This window comes from Prevotella mikamonis (assembly GCF_055381405.1).
In genome coordinates, this window is the sequence record NZ_AP035785.1 from 241,144 (window position 1) to 262,831 (window position 21,688).

Annotated in this window: 23 protein-coding genes and 2 pseudogenes; 12 read left to right on the plus strand and 13 right to left on the minus strand. The window is 46.0% G+C overall.

Translation table 11 applies throughout. The annotated features are described in order from the left end of the window. Window positions 1–111 precede the first annotated feature (111 nt). Together ACZ42L_RS01025 and ACZ42L_RS01030 are read left to right on the plus strand one after the other, a co-directional pair. Window positions 112–888 carry a dihydroorotate dehydrogenase electron transfer subunit gene (locus ACZ42L_RS01025; RefSeq protein WP_464716375.1) on the plus strand — a complete coding sequence of 259 codons (777 nt, stop codon included), beginning with the start codon at window positions 112–114 and terminating at the stop codon, window positions 886–888. Beyond that, on the plus strand, window positions 876–1,784 hold the full coding sequence (locus tag ACZ42L_RS01030; RefSeq protein WP_464716376.1) for a dihydroorotate dehydrogenase: 909 nt from the start codon (window positions 876–878) through the stop codon (window positions 1,782–1,784). The genes ACZ42L_RS01025 and ACZ42L_RS01030 overlap by 13 nt, the downstream gene beginning before the upstream one ends. Window positions 1,785–1,943: 159 nt before the next feature. On the opposite strand, the gene aroC is transcribed toward ACZ42L_RS01030, so the two are convergent. Beyond that, complete coding sequence (gene aroC, locus ACZ42L_RS01035) at window positions 1,944–3,020, minus strand: chorismate synthase (RefSeq protein WP_464699933.1); 1,077 nt, start codon at window positions 3,018–3,020, stop codon at window positions 1,944–1,946. Between the two features lie 27 nt (window positions 3,021–3,047). Beyond that, window positions 3,048–3,680, minus strand: a complete 633-nt coding sequence (locus tag ACZ42L_RS01040; RefSeq protein ID WP_464699935.1) for an FKBP-type peptidyl-prolyl cis-trans isomerase — start codon at window positions 3,678–3,680, stop codon at window positions 3,048–3,050. A gap of 271 nt (window positions 3,681–3,951) precedes the next feature. Here ACZ42L_RS01040 and ACZ42L_RS01045 point away from each other — a divergent pair, with 271 nt between their 5' ends. After that, window positions 3,952–4,314 carry a hypothetical protein gene (locus ACZ42L_RS01045; RefSeq protein WP_464699937.1) on the plus strand — a complete coding sequence of 121 codons (363 nt, stop codon included), beginning with the start codon at window positions 3,952–3,954 and terminating at the stop codon, window positions 4,312–4,314. 110 nt (window positions 4,315–4,424) lie between these two features. Here ACZ42L_RS01045 and ACZ42L_RS01050 read toward each other — a convergent pair whose 3' ends face one another. After that, on the minus strand, window positions 4,425–5,312 hold the full coding sequence (locus tag ACZ42L_RS01050; RefSeq protein ID WP_464716377.1) for a helix-turn-helix domain-containing protein: 888 nt from the start codon (window positions 5,310–5,312) through the stop codon (window positions 4,425–4,427). 204 nt (window positions 5,313–5,516) lie between these two features. Here ACZ42L_RS01050 and trxA point away from each other — a divergent pair. Continuing rightward, a pseudogene (gene trxA, locus ACZ42L_RS01055) lies at window positions 5,517–5,888 on the plus strand (thioredoxin); the annotation flags it as partial. Window positions 5,889–5,979: 91 nt separating this feature from the next. On the opposite strand, the gene kbl reads toward trxA, so the two are convergent. Continuing rightward, entirely contained in the window at window positions 5,980–7,170 is a 1,191-nt protein-coding gene (gene kbl / locus ACZ42L_RS01060) for a glycine C-acetyltransferase (RefSeq protein WP_464699941.1), read from the minus strand. 193 nt (window positions 7,171–7,363) lie between these two features. Here kbl and ACZ42L_RS01065 point away from each other — a divergent pair, with 193 nt between their 5' ends. From ACZ42L_RS01065 to ACZ42L_RS01075, 3 genes are all read left to right on the plus strand, one after another. Beyond that, the gene (locus ACZ42L_RS01065) at window positions 7,364–8,317 is read left to right on the plus strand and encodes an NAD-dependent epimerase/dehydratase family protein (protein ID WP_464716378.1); all 954 of its coding nucleotides are present in this window, start codon (window positions 7,364–7,366) and stop codon (window positions 8,315–8,317) included. Window positions 8,318–8,566: 249 nt separating this feature from the next. Then, window positions 8,567–9,061 (plus strand): flavodoxin FldA, encoded by a 495-nt coding sequence (gene fldA, locus ACZ42L_RS01070; RefSeq protein WP_464703201.1) that lies wholly within the window; start codon window positions 8,567–8,569, stop codon window positions 9,059–9,061. Window positions 9,062–9,115: 54 nt separating this feature from the next. Further along, the gene (locus ACZ42L_RS01075) at window positions 9,116–9,481 is read left to right on the plus strand and encodes a DUF2023 family protein (protein WP_464699947.1); all 366 of its coding nucleotides are present in this window, start codon (window positions 9,116–9,118) and stop codon (window positions 9,479–9,481) included. Between the two features lie 422 nt (window positions 9,482–9,903). On the opposite strand, the gene ACZ42L_RS01080 is transcribed toward ACZ42L_RS01075, so the two are convergent. The 7 genes and pseudogenes from ACZ42L_RS01080 to ACZ42L_RS01110 all read right to left on the minus strand — a co-directional run bounded on the left by ACZ42L_RS01080 (window position 9,904) and on the right by ACZ42L_RS01110 (window position 13,424). Further along, window positions 9,904–10,398, minus strand: a complete 495-nt coding sequence (locus ACZ42L_RS01080; protein WP_464703202.1) for a DUF6169 family protein — start codon at window positions 10,396–10,398, stop codon at window positions 9,904–9,906. Further along, entirely contained in the window at window positions 10,395–10,541 is a 147-nt protein-coding gene (locus ACZ42L_RS01085; RefSeq protein WP_464703203.1) for a 30S ribosomal protein S7, read from the minus strand. Before ACZ42L_RS01085 ends, ACZ42L_RS01080 begins: the two co-directional genes overlap by 4 nt. A gap of 95 nt (window positions 10,542–10,636) precedes the next feature. Next, window positions 10,637–10,927: pseudogene (locus tag ACZ42L_RS01090) on the minus strand (type II toxin-antitoxin system YafQ family toxin). Continuing rightward, window positions 10,927–11,142 (minus strand): hypothetical protein, encoded by a 216-nt coding sequence (locus tag ACZ42L_RS01095; RefSeq protein ID WP_464716379.1) that lies wholly within the window; start codon window positions 11,140–11,142, stop codon window positions 10,927–10,929. Before ACZ42L_RS01095 ends, ACZ42L_RS01090 begins: the two are co-directional and overlap by 1 nt. A 112-nt stretch (window positions 11,143–11,254) precedes the next feature. Continuing rightward, a complete protein-coding gene (locus tag ACZ42L_RS01100; protein ID WP_464716380.1) occupies window positions 11,255–11,446 on the minus strand; it encodes a hypothetical protein in 192 nt (63 codons plus the stop codon). Between the two features lie 8 nt (window positions 11,447–11,454). Further along, window positions 11,455–13,020 (minus strand): leucine-rich repeat domain-containing protein, encoded by a 1,566-nt coding sequence (locus ACZ42L_RS01105; RefSeq protein WP_464716381.1) that lies wholly within the window; start codon window positions 13,018–13,020, stop codon window positions 11,455–11,457. Window positions 13,021–13,028: 8 nt separating this feature from the next. Then, window positions 13,029–13,424 (minus strand): hypothetical protein, encoded by a 396-nt coding sequence (locus tag ACZ42L_RS01110; RefSeq protein ID WP_464716382.1) that lies wholly within the window; start codon window positions 13,422–13,424, stop codon window positions 13,029–13,031. Window positions 13,425–14,120: 696 nt separating this feature from the next. Here ACZ42L_RS01110 and ACZ42L_RS01115 point away from each other — a divergent pair. From ACZ42L_RS01115 to ACZ42L_RS01130, 4 genes are read left to right on the plus strand one after another with little or no spacing between them, the layout of a single operon-like run. Beyond that, window positions 14,121–15,569 carry an ATP-dependent DNA helicase gene (locus ACZ42L_RS01115; RefSeq protein ID WP_464716383.1) on the plus strand — a complete coding sequence of 483 codons (1,449 nt, stop codon included), beginning with the start codon at window positions 14,121–14,123 and terminating at the stop codon, window positions 15,567–15,569. A gap of 29 nt (window positions 15,570–15,598) precedes the next feature. Then, window positions 15,599–16,123 (plus strand): peroxiredoxin family protein, encoded by a 525-nt coding sequence (locus ACZ42L_RS01120; protein WP_464703206.1) that lies wholly within the window; start codon window positions 15,599–15,601, stop codon window positions 16,121–16,123. Beyond that, complete coding sequence (locus ACZ42L_RS01125; protein WP_464716384.1) at window positions 16,114–16,755, plus strand: SprT-like domain-containing protein; 642 nt, start codon at window positions 16,114–16,116, stop codon at window positions 16,753–16,755. The genes ACZ42L_RS01120 and ACZ42L_RS01125 overlap by 10 nt, the downstream gene beginning before the upstream one ends. A 9-nt stretch (window positions 16,756–16,764) precedes the next feature. Next, window positions 16,765–17,580 carry a TrmH family RNA methyltransferase gene (locus ACZ42L_RS01130; protein WP_464706402.1) on the plus strand — a complete coding sequence of 272 codons (816 nt, stop codon included), beginning with the start codon at window positions 16,765–16,767 and terminating at the stop codon, window positions 17,578–17,580. Here ACZ42L_RS01130 and ACZ42L_RS01135 read toward each other — a convergent pair. Further along, a complete protein-coding gene (locus ACZ42L_RS01135; RefSeq protein WP_464716385.1) occupies window positions 17,577–18,374 on the minus strand; it encodes a hypothetical protein in 798 nt (265 codons plus the stop codon). The genes ACZ42L_RS01130 and ACZ42L_RS01135 overlap by 4 nt on opposite strands. 98 nt (window positions 18,375–18,472) lie before the next feature. Further along, window positions 18,473–21,097, minus strand: coding sequence for an alanine--tRNA ligase (gene alaS, locus ACZ42L_RS01140; RefSeq protein ID WP_464716386.1), 2,625 nt, complete (start codon window positions 21,095–21,097; stop codon window positions 18,473–18,475). 112 nt (window positions 21,098–21,209) lie between these two features. Here alaS and ACZ42L_RS01145 point away from each other — a divergent pair, with 112 nt between their 5' ends. Next, the gene (locus ACZ42L_RS01145) at window positions 21,210–21,560 is read left to right on the plus strand and encodes a MerR family transcriptional regulator (protein WP_464699983.1); all 351 of its coding nucleotides are present in this window, start codon (window positions 21,210–21,212) and stop codon (window positions 21,558–21,560) included. Window positions 21,561–21,688 lie beyond the last annotated feature (128 nt).

Here is a 21,688-nt window from a genome sequence, read left to right on the forward strand (position 1 = left end):
TGAAGTTTTGCCGACGATGATGCTTTATAATATAAGGTGTAGATTTCAAGATGAATATTTTGTGGTCGGCCTAAATTGGTTTATCTTTGCAAAATATATAGCAAGAATCTAATGAAGAAATACATTTTAGACCTTCGGGTTTCTGCCGTCGAAGTCTTGAGCGATAAGCATGTGCTTATCAAGTTGACAGATTCGCAGGCACTACCTGACATGCTTCCCGGACAATTTGTCGAAGTTCGTATAGACAATTCGCCTTCTACATTCCTTCGTCGCCCTATCTCTATTTGTTTTGTAGACCGTATCAGCAATGAGTTGTGGCTGTTGGTGGCTGCTGTCGGAGATGGGACGCGCCAGCTATCGCGCGTTCAGGTGGGAGATGTGGTGAACTGTGTGTTGCCTCTGGGCAATAGTTTCTCGATGCCGGCATCGGCTGATAAGCGAGTGCTGTTGATTGGTGGAGGTGTCGGAGTAGCTCCGTTGCTGTTTTGGGGAAAGTCGTTGAAGGAGCTGGGATGTGAACCGACATTCCTCTTAGGAGCGCGATCGGCGAAAGATTTGTTGCTGCTCGACGAATTTGGAAGATATGGCCGTGTGTGTGTAACAACCGAAGATGGAAGTCTGGGAGAGAAAGGTTTTGTGACCAATCACTCTGTGTTGGAAGGTGGACGGTTCGACCAGATCGGTACGTGCGGTCCGAAACCCATGATGGTGAGTGTGGCACGCTATGCCCGTGAACACGATATCATGTGCGAGGTGTCGCTGGAAAACCAGATGGCTTGTGGCCTTGGAGCATGTCTGTGTTGCGTGGAAAAGACCGATAAGGGGAATGTGTGCGTGTGTAAAGAAGGACCGGTAATGAATATCAATCAGTTGTTATGGCAGCTTTAGGAGTTAAGATAGGCGATTTGTCGTTGAAGAATCCGGTGATGACAGCATCCGGAACGTTTGGTTATGGGGTGGAATTTTCCGATTTCGTGCCGCTCGATGAGCTGGGGGGCATTGTGGTCAAGGGGACTACTTTGGCTCCCCGTGAGGGTAATGATTACCCACGTATGGCCGAAACGGCTATGGGGATGCTTAATTGTGTGGGGCTGCAAAACAAGGGCGTAGACTATTTTTGTGAGCATATCTACCCGGAAATCAAGGATATTGATACCAATATGATTGTCAACGTGAGTGGCAACTCGCCTGAGAATTATGCTGAATGTGCCGCCCGCCTGAATGGTTTGGACCGCATCCCGGCTATAGAATTGAACGTGAGCTGTCCCAATGTGAAGGATGGGGGGATGGCTTTCGGCACGACATGTGCCGGGGCTGCCGCTGTAGTGAAGGCGGTTCGGCAGGTTTATCATAAGACTATTATCGTGAAACTTTCGCCCAATGTGTCGAATATTGCCGACATAGCGCGTGCCTGTGAAGCAGAGGGGGCAGACAGTGTGTCGCTCATTAATACGCTGATGGGGATGGCTGTGGATATAGAAAAGCGCAAACCTCTGTTGAGTATTCGTACCGGAGGGCTCAGTGGTCCGGCTGTGAAGCCCGTTGCTCTGCGTATGGTGTACGATGTATATCATGCCGTCAAGATTCCCGTAGTGGGAATGGGAGGTATCTCTACGGCCACAGATGCGATAGAGTTTATGATGTGTGGTGCAACGGCGGTGGAGATTGGGGTGGCCAACTTCATCGACCCGGCTGTTACAATCAAGGTGCGTGACGGTATTTCTACATGGTTGGATGAGCATGGTGTTGCCGATGTCAACGAGATTATCGGCGTCATGGAATAAAAAATGAGGGTGGCCTGAAAGCCACCCTCAACCAACACAAAAACTAAACTAGACTTAACTAGACCTATTCCAGGAATCTCTCGACCCCGTGAATAGTCGTTGCAAATTTAATACAATTCTGTAGATAAAGCCCTTCAACAAGGTCTTTTTCTTTGTTTTTTACCATTTTACGGCACGATTCAGCAGATAGTTGTCGAGCAAAACCATTGCGGTCATGGCTTCGACAATGGGTACTGCGCGTGGAAGAACGCATGAATCGTGGCGTCCACGTACGTTGAGTGTAGCGGTATCTCCTTGCATATCCACTGTATTCTGTGGCATTAGAATGGTTGCTACGGGCTTGAATGCCACTCGGAAGTAGATATCCTGCCCATTGCTGATGCCTCCCTGGATGCCTCCGCTGCGGTTGGTAGCTGTGGTAATCTGGTCGCCTACGTTGATAAATTCGTCGTTCTGCTGACTTCCTCGTGCCGAGACGCCGTTGAAGCCCTCTCCATATTCAAAACCCTTGACGGCGTTGATGGTGAGCATGGCACCCCCTAGCTGGGCGTGGAGTTTGCCAAATTCCGGTTCTCCCAGACCTATGGGGCATCCTTTGACTACGCATGTGATGATGCCACCGACGGTATCTCCTTGCTTTTTAACGCTTCTGATGAGTTCTTCCATCTCCACGGCTGCTGTTTGGTCGGGACATCTTACGGGATTGTCTTCAATCTTGCTGAGGTCGTATTTGCGATAGTCTCTGTCCAGAGCGATGTCGCCTACCTGTGAAGTATAGGCCTTGATGTCGACGCCTATCTGTTTGAGGGCGAGCTTGGCAAGTGCCCCGCCCACGACTCTGGCAAGTGTGATACGGGCTGAAGAGCGCCCACCGCCACGATGGTCGCGATTCCCATACTTATTGTAATAGGTATAGTCGGCATGCGAAGGGCGAAAGAGATAACGCATGTTATCGTAATCTTTGGAGTGCTGATTGCGATTACGGACCTCAAAACCAATCGGTGCGCCGGTTGATTTGCCTTCAAATATGCCACTGAGGAACTCTACTTGGTCAAACTCTTTGCGATCGGTGGTAATCTTACTTTGCCCCGGACGGCGACGGTCGAGTTCGCTTTGTATGAATTCCAGGTCAATCTCTATGCCGGCCGGAAAGCCGTCTATGATGCCGCCGACGGCGATGCCGTGACTCTCACCAAACGTGGTAAGGGTGAAAATGTTTCCGAAAGTATTTCTCATATTGCTTTGAATATGATGGGCGTGCGATTATTCGTCGTGGTGATGACAGCTGCATCCGCCCTCATGCTGGTGTTTTCCACAGCAGCCTTCACCGTGTTCGTGGTGATGTCCGCAGCCTCCTTCGCCATGTTCGTGGTCGTGGTTGCAACTTCCACATCCGCATCCTTCGCCGCTCAGGCGGTTAATCATGCCCTCAATCTCAGCGTTGGTAGCTTCGCGTGATTCTACTACGTAGCCTTTGAAGTTAAGCTGTTTGCCGGCAAGCGGGTGGTTCAAGTCCATCTTGACGGTCGAGTCTGTAATCTCCAGCACATGCCCCATGAATCTGTTTCCGTCTTCGTTCTGTAGCGGAACGATAGCATCGACAAAGATATTCTCGTGGTCGAAATGGCCGTTTATCGTAAAAATACTCTTGTCTAAGTCTAGTACGCGTTCTTCTTCGAAGTCTCCGTACGCTTGTTCGGGATTGAGGGTGAAGTCGAACTCACCACCCTTTTCCAAGTCGACTACAGCCTTTTCGAACTCGTCGAGCGTTACTCCGAAGCCGCTGATAAACTGGAATGGTTTCTCGGCGGTAGCTTCCTCCACCATTTCCTGTTCTTCACCATCAATGGTTGTCAGCTTGTATGCAACAGCAATATACTTGTTGTTATTTTCCATTTTCTAAATATCTAATTAGTGAAACATGTGTACTGGTACAAAGGTACGAATAAAAAACGACATGAATGCTGTTGCTGCTATAAAGTTGTATCAATGGAATCGTAGGAGGATGAAATATTTTAAATTGTTATTATATTGTTGATTCATGTCAAGAAAAGAAGCTGTTATCGCAAACAATATGATAAATTGTTTGATTGGATGAATCGTATTCGTATCTTTGCAACGTCAAAAGACAAAAGGATAATAACAAAATTAGAAAGGTAAAAAGATTATGAAGAAGATTGTTTTGACTATCGTAGCTATGTTGAGTATGACAATGGCTTTCGCAGAAGGAGAGAATACAAATGCAACAAACGTCGTTGCAGCTTATGATATGAATGTTAATTTCAATAAGTTGGCTGATGCTTTGAGTCTCTCTGTAGACCAGATTGATGGCGTAAAGGATATTCACAAGACTTTCGCCGTAGAGATGTTGAATGCTGCCAATGCTCCTGTTAGCGAGCGTAAGAGCATGAAGGATAAAGCTATTGCCAAGGATTTGAAATACATGCACTATGTATTGGACAATGGACAGTATCGCAAATATCTGATGTTGCTGAACGCTACACTCAACAATCGTGGTATCAACGATTAATCAGATGTTGCCGATAAGGGCAATTACTATACACAGACAGCCGGTTTTCTATGATGGAAGACCGGCTGTCTTTTTTGTGTAATATGGGGTTACCGGATTGGCAAGAGGGGCTAGTCCACGTTGTATTCCCTGAATTCCAGAGGCAGCATGCCAGCCTGTCGCTTAAAGAATTTGACGAAATACGATACATCTTCGAATCCCAATTCGTAAGCTATCTCTTTTACTTTCATGCTGCTATATTGCAACAGTCGCTTGGCTTCGAGCAGTATGCGGGCGTTGATCATGCGCAGCGGAGTCGTGTGTCCACTCTCTTGTACGTAATTATTGAGCGTCCTGAGAGATATATTCTGCAGCGAGGCATAATCTTTCACAGTATGAATTTGCTTGTAGTTTTGTTCCAGCAGTTGTCGGAATCTCACAAAAGTGGTGTTGGCGACATTGCTGATTTGGAGTTGTATGCCGTCGCTTCGCTTACCTAGACGTTGTACTTCTATCAGGAACAGCTTGATAAGATTCTTCAGATACTCTATGTGTGCAAACTCTTGGGGCATGTTGAGTTCGCTGTGCATTGCCTTGATGATGGGAGATAGATTGTGGATGCACTGTTCGCAGATTCTAAAGCGCGGTGAACTGTCGAACGAATTAAAGATATTGTATTTCAAAAAGATATTCTCACTGCTTGTCTCTTCGGCTAGGAATCCCGGACAGAAATCTAGGATAGTTCCCTCTACGTCGTCTTTCTCTTCAAACCAGTGAATCTGTCCGGGCGACAGGCAGAACAGCGTATCGGGCATAAAGTTGTATGCACGTCCATCAATATAATGTGTTCCGACACCCTTGGTGAACCATATAATTTGGTAGGAAGAGTGGGTGTATGGGCTAAATATTCGCTTATCGCCTTTTTTAAGGAAGTCTTCCACTTGGTAGATAGCAAATTCCTCAGTTCCCACACCGTTGCTATGGAGATAGAGATGCTCGTATGTCAGTTTGTTGTTCATGTTTGCAAAGATATATAAAAGCAAATGGTAATAACAAATCATTGCATGGTAAATTTCGGAAAATATCGTCTTTTATATTGTGAAATGCTTAAATTTACCATCTTTATTCGTGAAAATACATCGCTTAGTATATATTCTTATCGTATCTTTGCAATATAAAATAAGAAATAAGGTATCAATTAAACATCCTGAATAAGGATATGAAAGGACAAAAATATGAATGTGAAAGAATTAACCAATGCAGAGTTTAGAACAAAGGTCTTGGATTATGAGAAGTCAACAGAGTGGAACTTCTTAGGCGACAAGCCGGCAGTTATCGACTTTTATGCCACTTGGTGCGGCCCTTGCAAGGCTACAGCCCCGGTATTGGAAGAAGTGGCTACTGAGAATATAGGTAAGCTGGATGTATATAAGGTAGATATAGATAAGGAGCCAGAGTTGGCTGCTCTGTTCAATGTACGGTCCATACCAACCTTATTGTTCATTCCCAAGACCGGCCAGCCCAGTCTTCAGGTAGGTGCAATGAATAAGAGCCAGCTCACCCAGGTTGTCAATTCCGAACTCCTGAAAGGCTAGACAATACTCCTATAAAAATTGGTGTCATCTATACAAAAACAGCAAGTAACCTCGTTACTTGCTGTTTTTCTTTTATATCATTAGATGAATATCAGGCTTTCAGTACGCCCAATTCCTTGCCCACTTTGATAAATGCAGCGATGCACTTGTCCAGATGCTCGCGGTTGTGACCTGCCGAAATCTGCACACGGATACGTGCCTGATCCTTTGGAACGACCGGATAATAGAATCCCGTAACGTAGATGCCCTCTTCCTGAAGTTTGGCTGCGTACACCTGAGAGAGTTTTGCGTCGTACAACATCACTGCACAGATAGCGCTTTGTGTAGGTTTGATGTCGAAACCGGCGGCCATCATCTTGTCGCGGAAATACTCTACGTTCTCCACCAGTCGGTCGTGTATCTCGTTGTTTTCCTTGAGCATCTTGAACACTTCGAGGCTTGCGCCGATGATACCCGGTGCCAGTGAGTTGGAGAACAGGTAGGGACGACTGCGCTGGCGCAGCAAGTCGATGATTTCTTTTCGTCCGGTTGTAAATCCACCCAGTGCTCCGCCGAAGGCCTTACCCAGTGTGCCGGTATAGATGTCTACGCGTCCATAGGTGTCGAAGAATTCGCTTACACCGTGTCCTGTAGCACCTACCACGCCGGCAGAGTGCGATTCGTCCACCATCACCAAGGCATCGTACTTCTCTGCTAAGTCGCAAATCTTGTCGATAGGAGCTACGTTGCCGTCCATTGAGAATACACCGTCGGTTACGATGATGCGGAATCTCTGGGCCTGAGCTTCCTGCAAGCATTTCTCCAGTTCTTCCATGTTGGCATTGGCATAGCGATAACGTTTAGCCTTGCACAGGCGCACACCGTCGATAATCGAAGCATGGTTCAGTGCATCCGAGATGATGGCATCCTCATCGGTGAGCAGTGGTTCGAACACGCCGCCATTGGCATCGAAGCATGCTGCATACAGAATGGTGTCCTCGGTCTTGAAATAATCAGAGATGGCAGCTTCCAGTTCCTTGTGGATATCCTGTGTTCCACAGATGAAACGAACCGAAGACATACCGTAGCCCCGTTTGTCCATCATCTTCTTTGCACCCTCGATGAGGCGTGGATGATTAGATAATCCAAGGTAGTTGTTAGCACAGAAGTTCAGCACTTCCTGTCCTTTCACGTTGATAGCGGCCTGCTGTGGGCCTTCAATCAGTCGTTCTTCTTTGTAGAGACCGGCTTCTTTAATCTCGGCAAGCGTATTGCAAAGATGTTCTTTTATTTTTCCGTACATACTGATGAATAGGTATTAAATGTTGGTCAAAGGAACAGATAATTTTTCTGATATAGAAGTGTTTTCTGTTATTTTTGTTTAAATGGGGTTTTAAATGTTATTATTTAGAAAAATTCTCTTCGCTTTCTCAAAAAATAGCATTTACTTTGCAGTATCAAATTTAAATAGATCATAGTTAAAAGTAATCTAGGCAATGAAGAATATTTTGGTTGTAGGTGCTACGGGCCAGATTGGGTCTGAGCTTACAATGGAGTTAAGAAAGCGTTATGGTAATGAACATGTGGTGGCAGGTTACATTCCCGGTGCCGAACCCCAAGGTGAACTAAAGGAGTCTGGTCCTTCGGCTGTTGCTGATGTTACACGTCCCGATCAGCTTGCCAAAGTGGTGACCGATTACCATGTTGATACCATTTACAACTTGGCAGCACTGCTCTCTGTAGTGGCCGAATCCAAGCCCCGTTTGGCATGGACTATCGGTATTGATGGTCTGTGGAATATCCTTGAGGTGGCCCGCGAACATCATTGTGCCGTCTTTACCCCCAGTTCCATCGGCTCTTTCGGCACGAATACGCCCCATGTGATGACTCCCCAGGACACCATTCAGCGCCCTCGCACCATCTATGGTGTATCAAAAGTTACCACAGAGTTGCTCAGCGATTACTATTTCAATAAATATGGTGTAGATACACGTGCCGTCCGTTTCCCTGGCATTATCTCCTATGTGACTCCTCCGGGCGGTGGTACTACCGACTATGCAGTCGATATATACTATGCAGCTGTGCGTGGTGAGCGCTTTGTTTGCCCCGTTGGCGAGGGAACATTGATGGACATGATGTATATGCCTGATGCGCTGAATGCAGCCATCAGCCTGATGGAAGCCGACCCCACACGCCTTATCCATCGCAATGCGTTCAATATCGCAGCCATGAGCTTTGCTCCGGAAACCATCTACGAGGCCATTCGCAAGCATAAACCCAACTTTGAGATGGTGTACGATGTTGACCCGATGAAACAGAGCATAGCCAATAGTTGGCCCGACAGCATGGACGACTCTTGTGCCCGTCAGGAGTGGGACTGGAAACCGCAATACAATTTGGAGTCGATGACAGTGGATATGCTGGAAAAACTGACAGCGAAATTACTTTAATCATACGAAGTGCGATACGCGAGTATCGCACTTTTTTTATTCCTATGCCTCTCTGGCGTGTCAGAGCTGCTTTTGGTAACATTTGTGTCTGCCCGTAATCGGGCATCTGTCATGCTCTGCTGCACCCATACTTTCATATCATCACTATTAATAGGTATTTTGCTAAAAACACTATTTCTAGGTATTGCAGAATGTACTGATTGGTATTAACTTTGCAACATCGAGTTTTGAACAATAAAAATAAATGATATGAAGAAGACAATCGTAATTTATGGTTCCTCTACAGGAACATGCCAGAGCATTGCAGAGAGCGTTGCCAGCAAACTTGGTGTAGAATCTGTCGACGTTGCAAACCTGACAGAAGACGTGTTAAAGGAGAACGACAATCTCTTGCTGGGAACTTCTACATGGGGTAGTGGCGAATTGCAAGACGATTGGTACGATGGTTTGAAGACATTGAAAGCTGTGGATTTGGCTGGTAAGACGGTTGCCATCTTCGGTTGTGGCGATAGCGAATCGTATGGCGATACATTCTGTAGCGGAATGAAGGAACTCTTCGATGCTGCTCAGGATGCCGGTGCTACAGTCGTAGGCAGTGTGTCTACCGATGGCTATACATTCGATGATAGCGATGCAGTAGTCGATGGACAGTTTGTAGGTCTGGCGCTCGACGATGTCAATGAAGACGATAAGACCGGAAGCCGCGTCGATGCTTGGCTCGAAGCTATCAAGCCAAGCCTGTAATCAAGCAAAGGTATTAGACGATTATATATTCACGACGATAGTAAGAGGAATAGCATGCAGCAGACTGAGTTGATACCGGCCGACATGAAAGTGCTGATGAATCATATCTACGAATATCAGAAAGGGGTGCGCCAAATGGTACTCTTCACTTTCAACAAGCGATATGAGCAGTATGCACTTCAGCGGCTTGAGCGTCAGAATATCAGCTACATCGTGCAGCGGGTAGACAGTGACAGGCTCAATTTGTTCTTCGGTCGCCAGGAATGCTTGGATGCTATTCGCCTTATCGTCACTCGTCCGTTGAGCCAGCTCACGCCCGAAGAAGACTTCATCTTGGGTGCCATGCTGGGCTACGATATCAGGATGCAGTGCGAACGCTATTGTCAGCGAAAATGCAAATCGTGCAAGCAAGCACAATAAGACTACATAAAGAATAGACTAGATAAATCTTGTTCGCTAAATAAAATTCATAATGTTTTTGTATAATATGTAATAGGCTGGCTGTGAAGTCGGCCTTTTATGTTTTATATCTCTGATTATCGGTGGTATATGACAATATAAGGCTGTGGAAATCCATTCGTCTTAAATTGATATAAATCGGCTCGTAAAGACCGTTTAAGCACAGATTTCAATATAGCACAGCATTTTGTATAATGCAGGTTTTAACTTGTGTGAGTGGGCAGCAATAGAAACAAATATAGGCGCACTATTCCGCAAATCCAAGCCACTTCGCACTTTTTTGAAAAATCGAGTCTGAGGTCTGAATTTTACAGTAGGAGTGACATTTTCACATTTGGGTATATATAAGAATTTTTGAAGTAAAAATGTCATGGGGTGAAACTCTATTCAGGCTTATCGTTGAGGGTGTTCACCACGTGGTTAAAGACTTCCACAATCTCATTTAATTTGGGATTTGTCTTTTGTACAATGATGGCAGCGAAATTCTCTATTCCGTCAGCTTCCATTTCCACCGTATCAAAATAGTAAAGATGCTTTTGGGCATACTCTCTGAACCACCTTATGAAAAGTCTGTTTCGTGATGCTTGCTTCCCATCGCCAGTTTCACATAAGTAGAGAAGTATCTCTGGGTTAGCCTTAAAGAAATCCTCTATAATGCAGAAAATGGTCTCACGTAATTTGGGGTCATTGGGAGAGGGTGTGTTGTTTTCGTTTACAATAATGAACTGATAGGCACCACTTTCCCAAATGGTATCATCATCCATAAAGCCTATTTTATAGATGGCTCCATGTTTCGTGCGAAAATAGTAATAATCAGCAACATTCCAAACGGAATATGGCGCATTGAGATTGATGGCAGAAATATCAAGCGGTTTCATAATGCGTTTTTCAGTTCTGCCCCACGTTTACGCATATCTGCAAACTCTTTTTGAGCTTGCTCCTCAAATACTCTTTTACGCTCAATGGCACGCTTGAAACCTGCAATGAGTTCTTCTCTTGTTTTTTCCTTGAATTTAATCATATATAATTCTCCTTTTCACATTGCAAATATAACTCTTTGTTTTGAGAATTGCAAAAGAATAAAAGAAAAGCACCAAATGATTGCTCACTTGGTGTTTATCGTCTTGTTTTGCCGAATACATCAGCGTGTGTCCCTGTATTAAGCATGAGTAAGGTCAGTTCCGTATTGTTCTGTTCCCATATAAGCAACCAGTTCGGTTGTATATGGCACTCCCACTGTCCGGCCCTGTTACCGTGCAATAGGTGGGGCTTGAAACTGGCAGGGACTTTCCCGTTGGCCACTAACTCTCTGATAACCTCTTTGAGTTTATCCATTGGCAACCCGTGTTTTTTGCATCGTTTGAGGTCTTTCTCAAACTAATGGGTAGTCAAGAGCCTATATGCCATCAGATACCCAGTTGATTAAACAGCTCGTCTGCGTTGGCATACTCATTGATACGCCCATGTTCTTTGTCGTCAAGTGCTTGCTCGTAGGCATTGGGCTTTACTGTGGTCTTGTGTACCGTCCATCCCATGCGCTTTACAAGTGATTTCAGTAACGATATATCTTCCTTGGGTATCTCCAAAGAGAATGTATCTGTCATTGTACTATTTATATCCATTGCTTATTCTCCTATTTACTGGTTCACATTGCAAGTGTAGCTCCTTGTTTTGAGGATTACAAGAAGAAATAGAAAAAGCCCCAAATGATTGCTCAAATGGTGGCTTTGCAGTTTACTTTCTTTTGTTACAAAATTCTTTGTACTCTGCCTCTGTAAAAGTTTGTCCGCATTGTGTGCAAACATAATCGCCGTTTTGTACCGCAATGCCTTCCAAATCAATCCAAGTCTCCTTTTGAATATGAGGGTGGTCACAAGGCTTTTCGCCCCAGTCTTTTGCGAGTTTTTCTGCTTCTTTAAAATCCATAATTGTTGCTATTTAATGATTACTTTTTTGGTTGTTCCGTCACTATATTTAATAATGTTGATACCTTTCTGAGGGCTATTCAATTTTAGTCCGCTTGCATTATACCGACCCATAATATTCTTTTTTTCCTTTAATATGGCCGATGCTATTGGGGTTGTCTCTTCGTCCATTTCTTGTATGTCAAAGAAATTTTTCCACCCATTTGTTTGCATATATTTGCTAATGGTGTTATTAGGAACTATAAGTACAGTATTTGTATAAGTTCTACCAGAGAATACTGCTGGGTTTATGGGATATGGATTGCGTACATAACTAATGATGGAATCAAGATGTTCGCAGTGAGAAAGATAATAACTATGTTGAAAATTGATTATATTTGATCCTAAAATCAGTTTGCGCAATGGATAATCACGTCCGTCCCATCCCCATGGAATATAAAGATATGCTATATTTGATCCGACCTCTATAACTTTCACATTGCGTCCCTCTAAAGGAAAGCCTTCTTCCCTGTCAACATAAAGAGAATCGAAATCTCCAAAGTTAAAATGTGTATTATGAGAGGTCGATAAATTTCCATTTAAAATACTAACTTTGTCTATTTTAGACCTATTTGAAAACAAAAGTAAATCACCATACTTCTCATTACTATATTCCCATCTTTTATAGTGCCAAGTTCCAATTTCTGTGGTTGTGCAATATTTTCCAAGAACTACTTGCTTGGCTCTAATTCCTATATCCTCTCCATTTTCGTGATCTGTTTCGTAAGAACCTATTGTTGAAATATTTCTACCAACATAAACATAATTATAATCATTATCATTAGAGATACCTAAATTTATTCCGCCTGGATATTTCCCACCACAATGAAGTGTGTTCTCACAATCTTCAATATAAAGGTTTTGTATTTTGCAACGACCCAATGCGAAAACACCAACACTTTTTACTGAAGAAGGTATAATAAATTCGGATAAGGCTTTGCAATCATAAAAAGCTTCGTCGCCAATAATTTCAATTCTATTATGCAATTTAAGTTCAGAGAGATTGACGCACCCTCTAAACAAACTTTTGCTAATTATAGTTACACTGTCAGGTATATTTACCGACGAAAGATTTTTACAATTACAAAAAGCTTCCTCGTCGATAGTCCTAATGGTGTTTGGCAATACAACCGTCTTCAATGAAGTACAATTTGTAAAAGCCTGTTTGTGGATTGTAACAACTGATTGAGGTATGGAAATTTGTGCTAAGTTTGTACAATTACCAAATGCTCCTACACCAATTTCTCTAATTCCATTAGCCATAGTTATAGAAGATAAATTTTCACATTTATAGAAGGCTTTATTGGCTATAGAACTAATATTTATTTTCCTTCCTTTATAAATCACATAACTCTGAATAGCTATATCACCACTGTAACTTCCATAATTATCATCTTTATAAGTTACACTTGCGGTCATGTCTGAAGTATTGAGATTGTAGCAAATCCCATCCACCTCAAAATCATACGCATTCGCTATTTGGCTTGTAAATAATGACATTACAGCCAAAAGTAATGTAAAGTAAATCTGTTTCATAAATGCTGTTATTTTCTTGTTCTTATTATTTCTTTAATCAAACTTATGAATAATTCTCTGTTGACTTTCCCACATATACGACACTTTGGATTAAGGTGTTTGTTTATAATGTAGTAATCATTTTCTCGTTCAATACAGGCATGAGCAAAAGCATGTCTAAGATTGCTTAATATGCAAACAGAAACAGAAGTTCCTTTGAACATCAGTTCATTCTCCTTATCGTTATATTTGAGAGATATAGGATGCTTCTTTCTGTCATGTATCAAAGTTATCTTAGAAGAAATATCTTTTGGTACATTCAGATATTGGTAGCCACTATGGCTACTTTCTTTTTCATATTGGTACAAAATGCCATAAAAAAACACCAAGTCTTCTTCTTGTAATGTTGACCGATATAGCTTCATATGTTTATCGAATCAAGCCCACTGTTTCCCAGAAGTAAGCGATTATTAAGTGGAAAAAGCGTGGGAACTATTGAATGTTATCTCGTCCGAGGTTGTGGAATACCTACTACCAAATAACAAACAATAGCCCACGCCATGAGGTATACTATGCCCTTTAACAAAAGGGTACAATTATCCCAAGCGTGAGCGTATTGCCATTATCCTCGGTAGTTGAAATTTCCACATTTCGGACGAAGGATAATATCAAACGCTCTTTTTCTAAGGTTGAACTCTTTATAATGCACACCTGCACACAGATGCACTGGAGATTCTGTTACAAAGATAGATAAAAATACTTACTAAATGTTTGGTTTCTATGAAAATTTTAAAACGTAAGGTGATTTTTCTACCTTAAAGAGTGTTATTTTTTATAAATCCAGAAATAATGACGTTTTCTGAAAGCCTGTAAAACAGTCGGTTGCAAAGAAAAGATGAGTCAGGAAGATGCCTCTTATATATAATAAGCATAGCATTTCTTCTGTCTCACTTCTTCATAAATTTATACTCGTTTTGCTGCAAGGCTTTAGCAGCAGTGCTGCCTAGGCTCTGCAGCGATGCTGTTTGGCCTTTGCAGCGATACTGCGGGGGCTTTGCAGTGAGATAGGTAGTTTTTCTTTGCCAATTCAGAGTAATTCTCTATATTTGCAAGAATATTATATGATCATTGACGAAATAAAACATGAGATAGTTCAGGCCTTTGGTTTTGAACCCACGGCAGACCAGCGTCATGCGCTCAATGTGTTTGCGCAGTTCCTGACCGACCGTTCTCCCGCAGCCGTGATGATATTGCGTGGCAGTGCCGGAACTGGAAAGACGAGTCTGGCAGGGGCTATCGTGCGAACGATGAAGAAACTGCGCCAGCGTGTGTTGTTGCTGGCGCCTACGGGCCGGGCGGCCAAGGTATTTGCGCTCAACAGCGAGCACGAGGCCTACACCATCCATCGACGTATCTATCGGGAAAAGGCATACGAGGGGCTGGACGGACAGTTCAACCTCAATCGCAATATGTATCGCGATACGCTTTTCATGGTCGATGAGGCTTCGATGATAGCCAACCAAGGCCTGAGGGAGAGCAGTTTCGGTACGGGAAGGCTGCTCGACGACTTGATTAAGTTTGTCTATGAGGGCGAGAACGACCGCCTGTTGCTCATCGGCGACAAGGCCCAGCTGCCTCCGGTAGGCGAGATGGAGTCGCCGGCATTGAATGCCCAGCGACTGGCCGGTTATGGTCTGCGTGTGTATGAGTGCGATTTGGACGAGGTGTTGCGCCAGGGTGATGGCAGTGGCATCCTCTATAATGCCACTACGATTCGTCGGATGATTACGCTCGATGCTGCGACTACCATGCCTAAAGTGCGGTTTCGCGATTTTGCCGATATCGCGATGCTGCCGGGAAACGAACTGGTAGACGCCTTGGCGAGCAGCTATAGCCACGTGGGCATGGACGAGACGACGGTGATAACGCGCAGTAACAAGCGTGCCAATATCTATAATCAGGGCATCCGCGGAAGCGTGCTCGACCGCGAGGATGTGCTGAATACGGGCGACTTGCTGATGATAGTGAAGAACAACTATTACTGGGTGGGCGAGGAAAATGCGCGTGCCGGCGAGGGCGAGAAATGCCCGATGTCGTTTATTGCCAATGGCGACAGGGCGGTGGTGCTGAAGGTCCGCAACATTCGCGACCTGTATGGATTCAGCTTTGCCGATGTGTTGTTGCGCTTTCCCGATTACGATGATTATGAGATGCAGACCACGGTGGTGCTGGATTCGTTGACGACCGAGTCGCCTGCACTGACGCGTGAGCAGAATGAACGGCTCTATCAGGGTGTGATGGAAGACTATGCCGACCTGTCGACAAAGACGGCCCGACTGGCCGAACTGCGGAAAGACGTGTATTTCAATGCCTTGCAAATCAAGTATGGGTATAGTTTTACGTGCCATAAGGCGCAGGGCGGGCAGTGGTCGCATGTGTATATAGACCAGGGATATATGACCGACGACATGCTGACGGCCGACTATATACACTGGCTGTACACGGCTTTCACGCGCGCAACGGAGAAATTGTTCCTCGTCAACTGGCCTAAGTCGCAGATAGAGGAATAGTATCATAAATAGAGATTAATAATAAGAAGATGATGAAGAAAATGTTGATGGCAGCCTTGATGCTGCTCTCTGTGGTAGGCATGAAGGCGCAGACCACAGCCGTAGATGAAGATGCTCAGTATGCAACCGAACTGCTGAAAACGGGGACGACAGCTCCTGATTTCAGTATGAAACAGCCCGATGGAACAATGTTCCGTTCCAGTAGCTTGAAAGGCAAGCTTGTGGTGCTCGACTTCTGGGCTTCGTGGTGTCCCGATTGCCGTAAGGATTTGCCTCGTATCGTGAAACTTTGGAATGAGTATAAAGATCGGGTGACGTTCGTAGGTATTTCTTTCGATACCGATAAAACAAACTGGACGAATGCTATTCGCAAATACGGACTGGGCTATGTAAACGTGAGCGACCTGAAGAAGATGCGCGAGTCGGCCGTCGCCAAGGCCTATGGGGTGCACTGGATTCCGTCTACTTACATCATAGGTAAGGATGGCAAGGTGATTCTCGGCACTGTGATGATAGACAAATTGGAGAAGACCTTGAGCGAACTATGCAAGTAACCGTGGAGTGGATGGGGAAGTGGTTCGACCGTTTCGACCGCGATTATTTCGGTGGAGGGCTTCCCCGTCCGCTGCTAGGCATATCGAAGTCGCGCACCAGACTGGGTACGATGTCGTGCAAGCGTGCCACGCGTTGGGGCAAGACGCGCTATTATGATTTCGCCATACGGCTGAGCAACTATTACGACCAGAGCGAGCGCGAGTATCAGAACGTGCTGCTGCACGAGATGATACATTACAGTATAGCCTATACGGGGCTGAAAGATACGGCGCCTCACGGTGTTGTGTTTCGGGGCATGATGGATGCCTTGAATCGTAAGTATGGGTGGGAAATACGTGTCATGAGCCGGCGGAAAAAGGTTGCGCCACGCCGCATCGTAGCGAAAGAGCGGCTTGTGCTGGCGGTGGAACTGGCTTCGGGCGAACGTGTACTGTCTGTGGTGCATCCGCAGTATGCCCGTCGGTTGGACGCTGTCGCGCGTCGTGTACGCGACTTTAGCAACTATGGGTGGTACACCTCTGCCGATGCTTATTTCCAAGACTTTCCGCAAGTGCGCAGTCTGCGTGGCCGTAGGGTAGACCGCGATACGTACGAGAACAAGTTGGCAGAGATGAGACAGGTGGTCTTATAAACATAAAAAATGGCAATCATAGAAATAAAATCGCTGGCAGAACCAGGAGTAGAGGTGTTTGCTACGCTTACCGAAGCGCAGTTGCGCAGCAGGAAAGACCCGCAAAGGGCTGTGTTCATAGCCGAGAGTCCAAAGGTCATTAAGGTGGCATTGGATGCGGGCTATGAGCCAGTATCGCTACTTTGTGAACGGAGACACATCACGGGCGACGCTGCAGAAATCATTGCTCGCTGTGGCGACATCCCCATTTATACCGGCGAGCGTGAGCTGTTGGCCCAACTGACAGGCTATACGCTGACACGTGGTGTGCTGTGTGCGATGCGTCGTCCGCATGCCCGTAGCGTGGAAGAGGTGTGCCGTGGGGCGCGTAGGATAGTGGTTATAGATGGGGTCGTAGACACGACGAACATCGGGGCTATCTTCCGTTCGGCGGCAGCCTTGGGCATAGACGGTGTTCTGCTTACTACTTCTTCGTGCGATCCGTTGAACCGTCGTGCCGTCAGGGTGTCTATGGGGTCGGTGTTTCTCGTGCCTTGGACGTGGCTGGAGTCGCCTGTCGGCAGTCTCAGCGATTTGGGATTCCGCACGGCAGCAATGGCTCTGACCACCCAGTCGATACCGTTGGGCGACCCTCGGTTGGCTTCCATTCATAAGCTGGCCATCGTTATGGGGACAGAAGGTGATGGGCTGTCGCACGAAACAATAGTCCAGACAGACTATGTGGTGCGCATTCCCATGTCTCATCATGTGGATTCTCTCAACGTGGCCGCAGCTGCTGCCGTGGCCTTTTGGGAATTGCGGGTAAGGGAAGATGAGCCGGCCTAGTCGTCAAATATCCTTTTGATACGGTATTGGCTATTCGTCATTGTCATCTGATAACTTTGTAGTTTGCCGTTTTTATCTAGTCGATTGGCAAACTTAATGATGTTTTGAGTGCTTCCGGTAAGAATGATTTCTTTCACGGCAAGGTCGGGAATCGCGCCTATGTATCCTGCAAGCAGAAGGGAATTGGAGTGATTGTTTTTGGAAAAGAATATCCTGTTAGTACCGTCAAGCAAAGCTGCTATACCCGCATTCGGGTATCGAGGCACGTTAGGTTCGTAGATAATGGCATAGTGAGTGGAATCACCGCAATAGCCACCGGTCTTGATGACCTCGGTCAGCAGATTTCCTTTCCATTTGAATTCATACGTATAGGTATCGTCTGATAGGGGATGATGGGCTTTGATAAGCCTTCGCTGGCTGTCGTATTCAAATTGAACGATAGGGCCACGTACGGGGTCATAGCTTGTTACCAAGTCATTTTTCAGGACGATGAATCCCATCAAACTATCCTGATAATGGTTGTTAACCTTGGGGAGAATATACGTGCCAACAAACCATAGTGTGTCTTGGCTGCGCCTGCTATATGCGGTCTCGTTGTTCATGAGAGTTGGAAAACCGGCTTTATCCACATAAAGATGCAGTGTGTCGTGATAATCCTTGCCCTCAATCGTTTCGTGGCTAGTCATCGTAACAAGCTTGTGAAGCAGCTTGCCTTGGTATATCTTTCTGTCGGGCCATTTGTTGCAACCGGCGAGTAAGGTGAGTCCAAGAATGAAAAACAATAATCTGTGCATAGTGGGTATTCTCTTGTGTTGCTTGCGTTAAACACAGAAAGCCACAACTCTGAAAAGAGAAGTGGCTTTCTAAAATATGTGTTGCCGGTGTTACAATCTTATGATAGCTTGGCCAGCTCAATGACCTTATCTACTGCGGCATGCAATCCGTCGAGGTTTTTACCGCCTGCCTGTGCATAATGAGGCTGTCCGCCACCACCTCCCTGTATCAGTTTGGCAGCTTCGCGGATTATCTTTCCGGCGTTCAGCTCGTGGTCGTTCACCATATCATCACTGAACATGACGCTCAGCATAGGCTTGTCGTTGGCCGTAGAACCGATGGCGCAAACCAGTTGGGTAGGGATAGCTTCGCGAATCTTGAAAACCAAATCCTTGGCAGCGGCAGCTTCCAATGGTACGACAGCCTTGACTACGCTCACGCCATTGACCATCTCTGCACGCTTGACCAACTCTTGTTTGAGCCTTTCGACAGCCTGTGCCTGGAAGCGTTCGATGTCTTTCTTCATGCTGTCGTGCTCACCGATGAACTTTGTGATAGCTGACTTGAGGTCTTTGCTGTTGTTGAAGAGTGCCTTGATATCCCTGATGGTATCTTCCAAAGCATAGACAGCTTCTTCGCATGCCTTGCCTGTCAGGGCCTCAATACGGCGCACACCGGCAGCTACCGAACTCTCACTGACAATCTTGAACAGGCCGATACGGCCTGTACTTGTGGCATGAATACCACCGCAGAACTCGCATGAAGGACCGAAGCGAACCACGCGTACCTTGTCGCCATACTTCTCTCCGAACAGTGCAACAGCTCCCATAGCCTTTGCTTCTTCCATAGGTGTGTCGCGATGTTCGTCCATGGGGTAGTCCTGACGAATCATTTCGTTGACCATACGCTCTACCTGGCGCAGTTCTTCGTCGGTAACTTTCTGGAAATGCGAGAAGTCGAAGCGCAGTGTCTCTGCACTTACGTAAGAACCTTTTTGCTCCACGTGGTCGCCAAGTACTTGTTTCAGGGCGTAGTCTATCAAGTGGGTAGCGGTGTGGTTGGCTGCACTGGCATTGCGCTTATCTGTGTCTACGCATGCCATGAAGTCGGCTTCGAGGTTCTTAGGCAGTTCATTGACAATGTGAATGCTCTGATTGTTCTCGCGCTTGGTATCGATGACATTGACCGTTTCGTCCTCCGATACGAGTACCCCGGTATCGCCTACCTGTCCGCCCATCTCTCCATAGAACGGTGTATGGTCTAATACGACCTCGAAGAATGTACTCTTCTTCTGCTTCACCTGGCGATAACGAAGGATGCGACATTCGTACTCTGTGTAGTCGTAGCCCACGAATTCCTGTTCTCCTTCTTTCAGAATGACCCAGTCGCCATTCTCTACTACGGCTGCGTTGCGGGCACGTGCCTTCTGTTTCTGCATCTCTTCGTCGAACTGTTTTTCGTCTACCGTGTAGCCATGTTCGCGCAGAATAAGCTCTGTAAGGTCGAGCGGGAAGCCGTAGGTATCAAACAGACGGAATGCCTCAGCACCGTCCAGCTCGGTCTTACCATGCGCTTTCAGCTCGTCCATATCGCCATTGAGCAGATTGATACCTTTCTCCAAGGTACGCAAGAAGCTGTCTTCCTCTTCCTTGATGACACGGGCAATGAGTTCTTGCTGGGCCGGCAGTTCCGGATAGGCAGCTCCCATCTCCTGCACAAGTACGGGTATGAGCTTGAACATGAAGGCTGATTTCTGTCCCAGGAAGGTGTAGGCATAGCGCACAGCACGGCGCAAGATGCGACGAATCACGTACCCGGCCTTGGCATTGCTGGGCAACTGACCGTCGGCAATAGAGAATGCCACAGCCCTCAAGTGGTCGGCAATCACGCGCATAGCCACATCGGTCTCTTCCTTGCTACCGTACTTCAGGTCGGACAGATGTTCTATCTCCTTGATGATAGGCTGGAAAATATCGGTGTCGTAGTTGGAGTTCTTGCCTTGCAGCATGCGTACCAGACGCTCGAATCCCATACCGGTATCAATCACGTGCATGGGCAGTGACTCCAGCGAACCGTCAGACTTACGGGCAAACTGCATGAAGACGATGTTCCAAATCTCAATGACCTGGGGATTGTCTTGGTTTACCAAGTCGCGTCCGGGAACTGCTGCTTTCTCCTCTGCCGTACGAGAATCGACGTGAATCTCAGAGCAAGGACCGCATGGACCGGTATCGCCCATCTCCCAAAAGTTATCGTGCTTGTTGCCGTCGATGATATGGTCGGCGGGTAAATACTTCGCCCAGTAGCCGGCAGCCTCGGCATCGCGAGGGATATTGTCTTCGGGCGAACCCTCGAACACCGTTACATACAGGTCTTTGGGATTGAGGTGTAGCACGTCTACCAGGTATTCCCAGGCATAGTCGATGGCCTCTTCCTTGAAGTAATCTCCAAAGCTCCAGTTGCCCAACATCTCGAACATGGTGTGGTGGTACGTGTCATGGCCCACCTCTTCCAAGTCGTTGTGCTTGCCACTGACGCGCAGACACTTCTGTGAGTCGGCACGCCGGCGTGGGTCGGGCTGCTTGGTTCCGAGGATAATATCTTTCCACTGGTTCATACCAGCGTTTGTGAACATGAGGGTAGGGTCGTCCTTGATTACCATAGGAGCGGACGGTACAATGACGTGTCCTTTTGATTCGAAGAACTTTTTGTACGAATCGCGGATCTCATTTGCTGTCATCATCTTATATAACTTTTAATTTAATTCATTGAAAAAACATTTGCAAAGATACCGAGTTTTGCGTATTTTTGCAAATAAATCGGTTAATGTTTTACTAATTAGGACACCTAAAGGCATGGCACTGAATCCAAATAAGAATCTGAAGCTGTATTACTCTATCAAGGAAGTAGCGCAGATGTTCGACATCAATGAGAGTACATTGCGTTATTGGGAAACCGAGTTTCCACGGCTACGCCCTAAGACGCAGTCGGCAACCAAGGTGCGCCAGTACACCGAAAAGGACATAGAGCAGGTTAAGATTATCTACAATTTGGTGAAAGTGAGGGGATTTAAGCTCGCCGCGGCTCGCAAGATGCTGAACGAAAACAGGCAGGGCGTGGAGAAGACCGCGGAGATATTGGAGTCTCTCATGTCTGTGCGCGACCAGTTGAAAGAACTCAAACACCAAATGGATGGTTTGGTCTGACTGGACCGAACCAATCGCTTTTTTCTTCAGACTCGTTCACTTGCAAGTCTGTGTGTTTTTTACTTGTCAGACTGCAAGGGCTTTTCAGCAACGCTGCCGAGGCTTGGCAGCATCACTGTTTGGGCTTT

Coding starts and splice junctions, on each gene's coding strand:
- ACZ42L_RS01025 (WP_464716375.1), top strand. CDS start 112: ATGAAGAAATACATTTTAGACCTTCGGGTTTCTGCCGTCGAAGTCTTG.
- ACZ42L_RS01030 (WP_464716376.1), top strand. CDS start 876: ATGGCAGCTTTAGGAGTTAAGATAGGCGATTTGTCGTTGAAGAATCCG.
- aroC (WP_464699933.1), bottom strand. CDS start 3,020: ATGAGAAATACTTTCGGAAACATTTTCACCCTTACCACGTTTGGTGAG.
- ACZ42L_RS01040 (WP_464699935.1), bottom strand. CDS start 3,680: ATGGAAAATAACAACAAGTATATTGCTGTTGCATACAAGCTGACAACC.
- ACZ42L_RS01045 (WP_464699937.1), top strand. CDS start 3,952: ATGAAGAAGATTGTTTTGACTATCGTAGCTATGTTGAGTATGACAATG.
- ACZ42L_RS01050 (WP_464716377.1), bottom strand. CDS start 5,312: ATGAACAACAAACTGACATACGAGCATCTCTATCTCCATAGCAACGGT.
- kbl (WP_464699941.1), bottom strand. CDS start 7,170: ATGTACGGAAAAATAAAAGAACATCTTTGCAATACGCTTGCCGAGATT.
- ACZ42L_RS01065 (WP_464716378.1), top strand. CDS start 7,364: ATGAAGAATATTTTGGTTGTAGGTGCTACGGGCCAGATTGGGTCTGAG.
- fldA (WP_464703201.1), top strand. CDS start 8,567: ATGAAGAAGACAATCGTAATTTATGGTTCCTCTACAGGAACATGCCAG.
- ACZ42L_RS01075 (WP_464699947.1), top strand. CDS start 9,116: ATGCAGCAGACTGAGTTGATACCGGCCGACATGAAAGTGCTGATGAAT.
- ACZ42L_RS01080 (WP_464703202.1), bottom strand. CDS start 10,398: ATGAAACCGCTTGATATTTCTGCCATCAATCTCAATGCGCCATATTCC.
- ACZ42L_RS01085 (WP_464703203.1), bottom strand. CDS start 10,541: ATGATTAAATTCAAGGAAAAAACAAGAGAAGAACTCATTGCAGGTTTC.
- ACZ42L_RS01095 (WP_464716379.1), bottom strand. CDS start 11,142: ATGGATATAAATAGTACAATGACAGATACATTCTCTTTGGAGATACCC.
- ACZ42L_RS01100 (WP_464716380.1), bottom strand. CDS start 11,446: ATGGATTTTAAAGAAGCAGAAAAACTCGCAAAAGACTGGGGCGAAAAG.
- ACZ42L_RS01105 (WP_464716381.1), bottom strand. CDS start 13,020: ATGAAACAGATTTACTTTACATTACTTTTGGCTGTAATGTCATTATTT.
- ACZ42L_RS01110 (WP_464716382.1), bottom strand. CDS start 13,424: ATGAAGCTATATCGGTCAACATTACAAGAAGAAGACTTGGTGTTTTTT.
- ACZ42L_RS01115 (WP_464716383.1), top strand. CDS start 14,121: ATGATCATTGACGAAATAAAACATGAGATAGTTCAGGCCTTTGGTTTT.
- ACZ42L_RS01120 (WP_464703206.1), top strand. CDS start 15,599: ATGATGAAGAAAATGTTGATGGCAGCCTTGATGCTGCTCTCTGTGGTA.
- ACZ42L_RS01125 (WP_464716384.1), top strand. CDS start 16,114: ATGCAAGTAACCGTGGAGTGGATGGGGAAGTGGTTCGACCGTTTCGAC.
- ACZ42L_RS01130 (WP_464706402.1), top strand. CDS start 16,765: ATGGCAATCATAGAAATAAAATCGCTGGCAGAACCAGGAGTAGAGGTG.
- ACZ42L_RS01135 (WP_464716385.1), bottom strand. CDS start 18,374: ATGCACAGATTATTGTTTTTCATTCTTGGACTCACCTTACTCGCCGGT.
- alaS (WP_464716386.1), bottom strand. CDS start 21,097: ATGATGACAGCAAATGAGATCCGCGATTCGTACAAAAAGTTCTTCGAA.
- ACZ42L_RS01145 (WP_464699983.1), top strand. CDS start 21,210: ATGGCACTGAATCCAAATAAGAATCTGAAGCTGTATTACTCTATCAAG.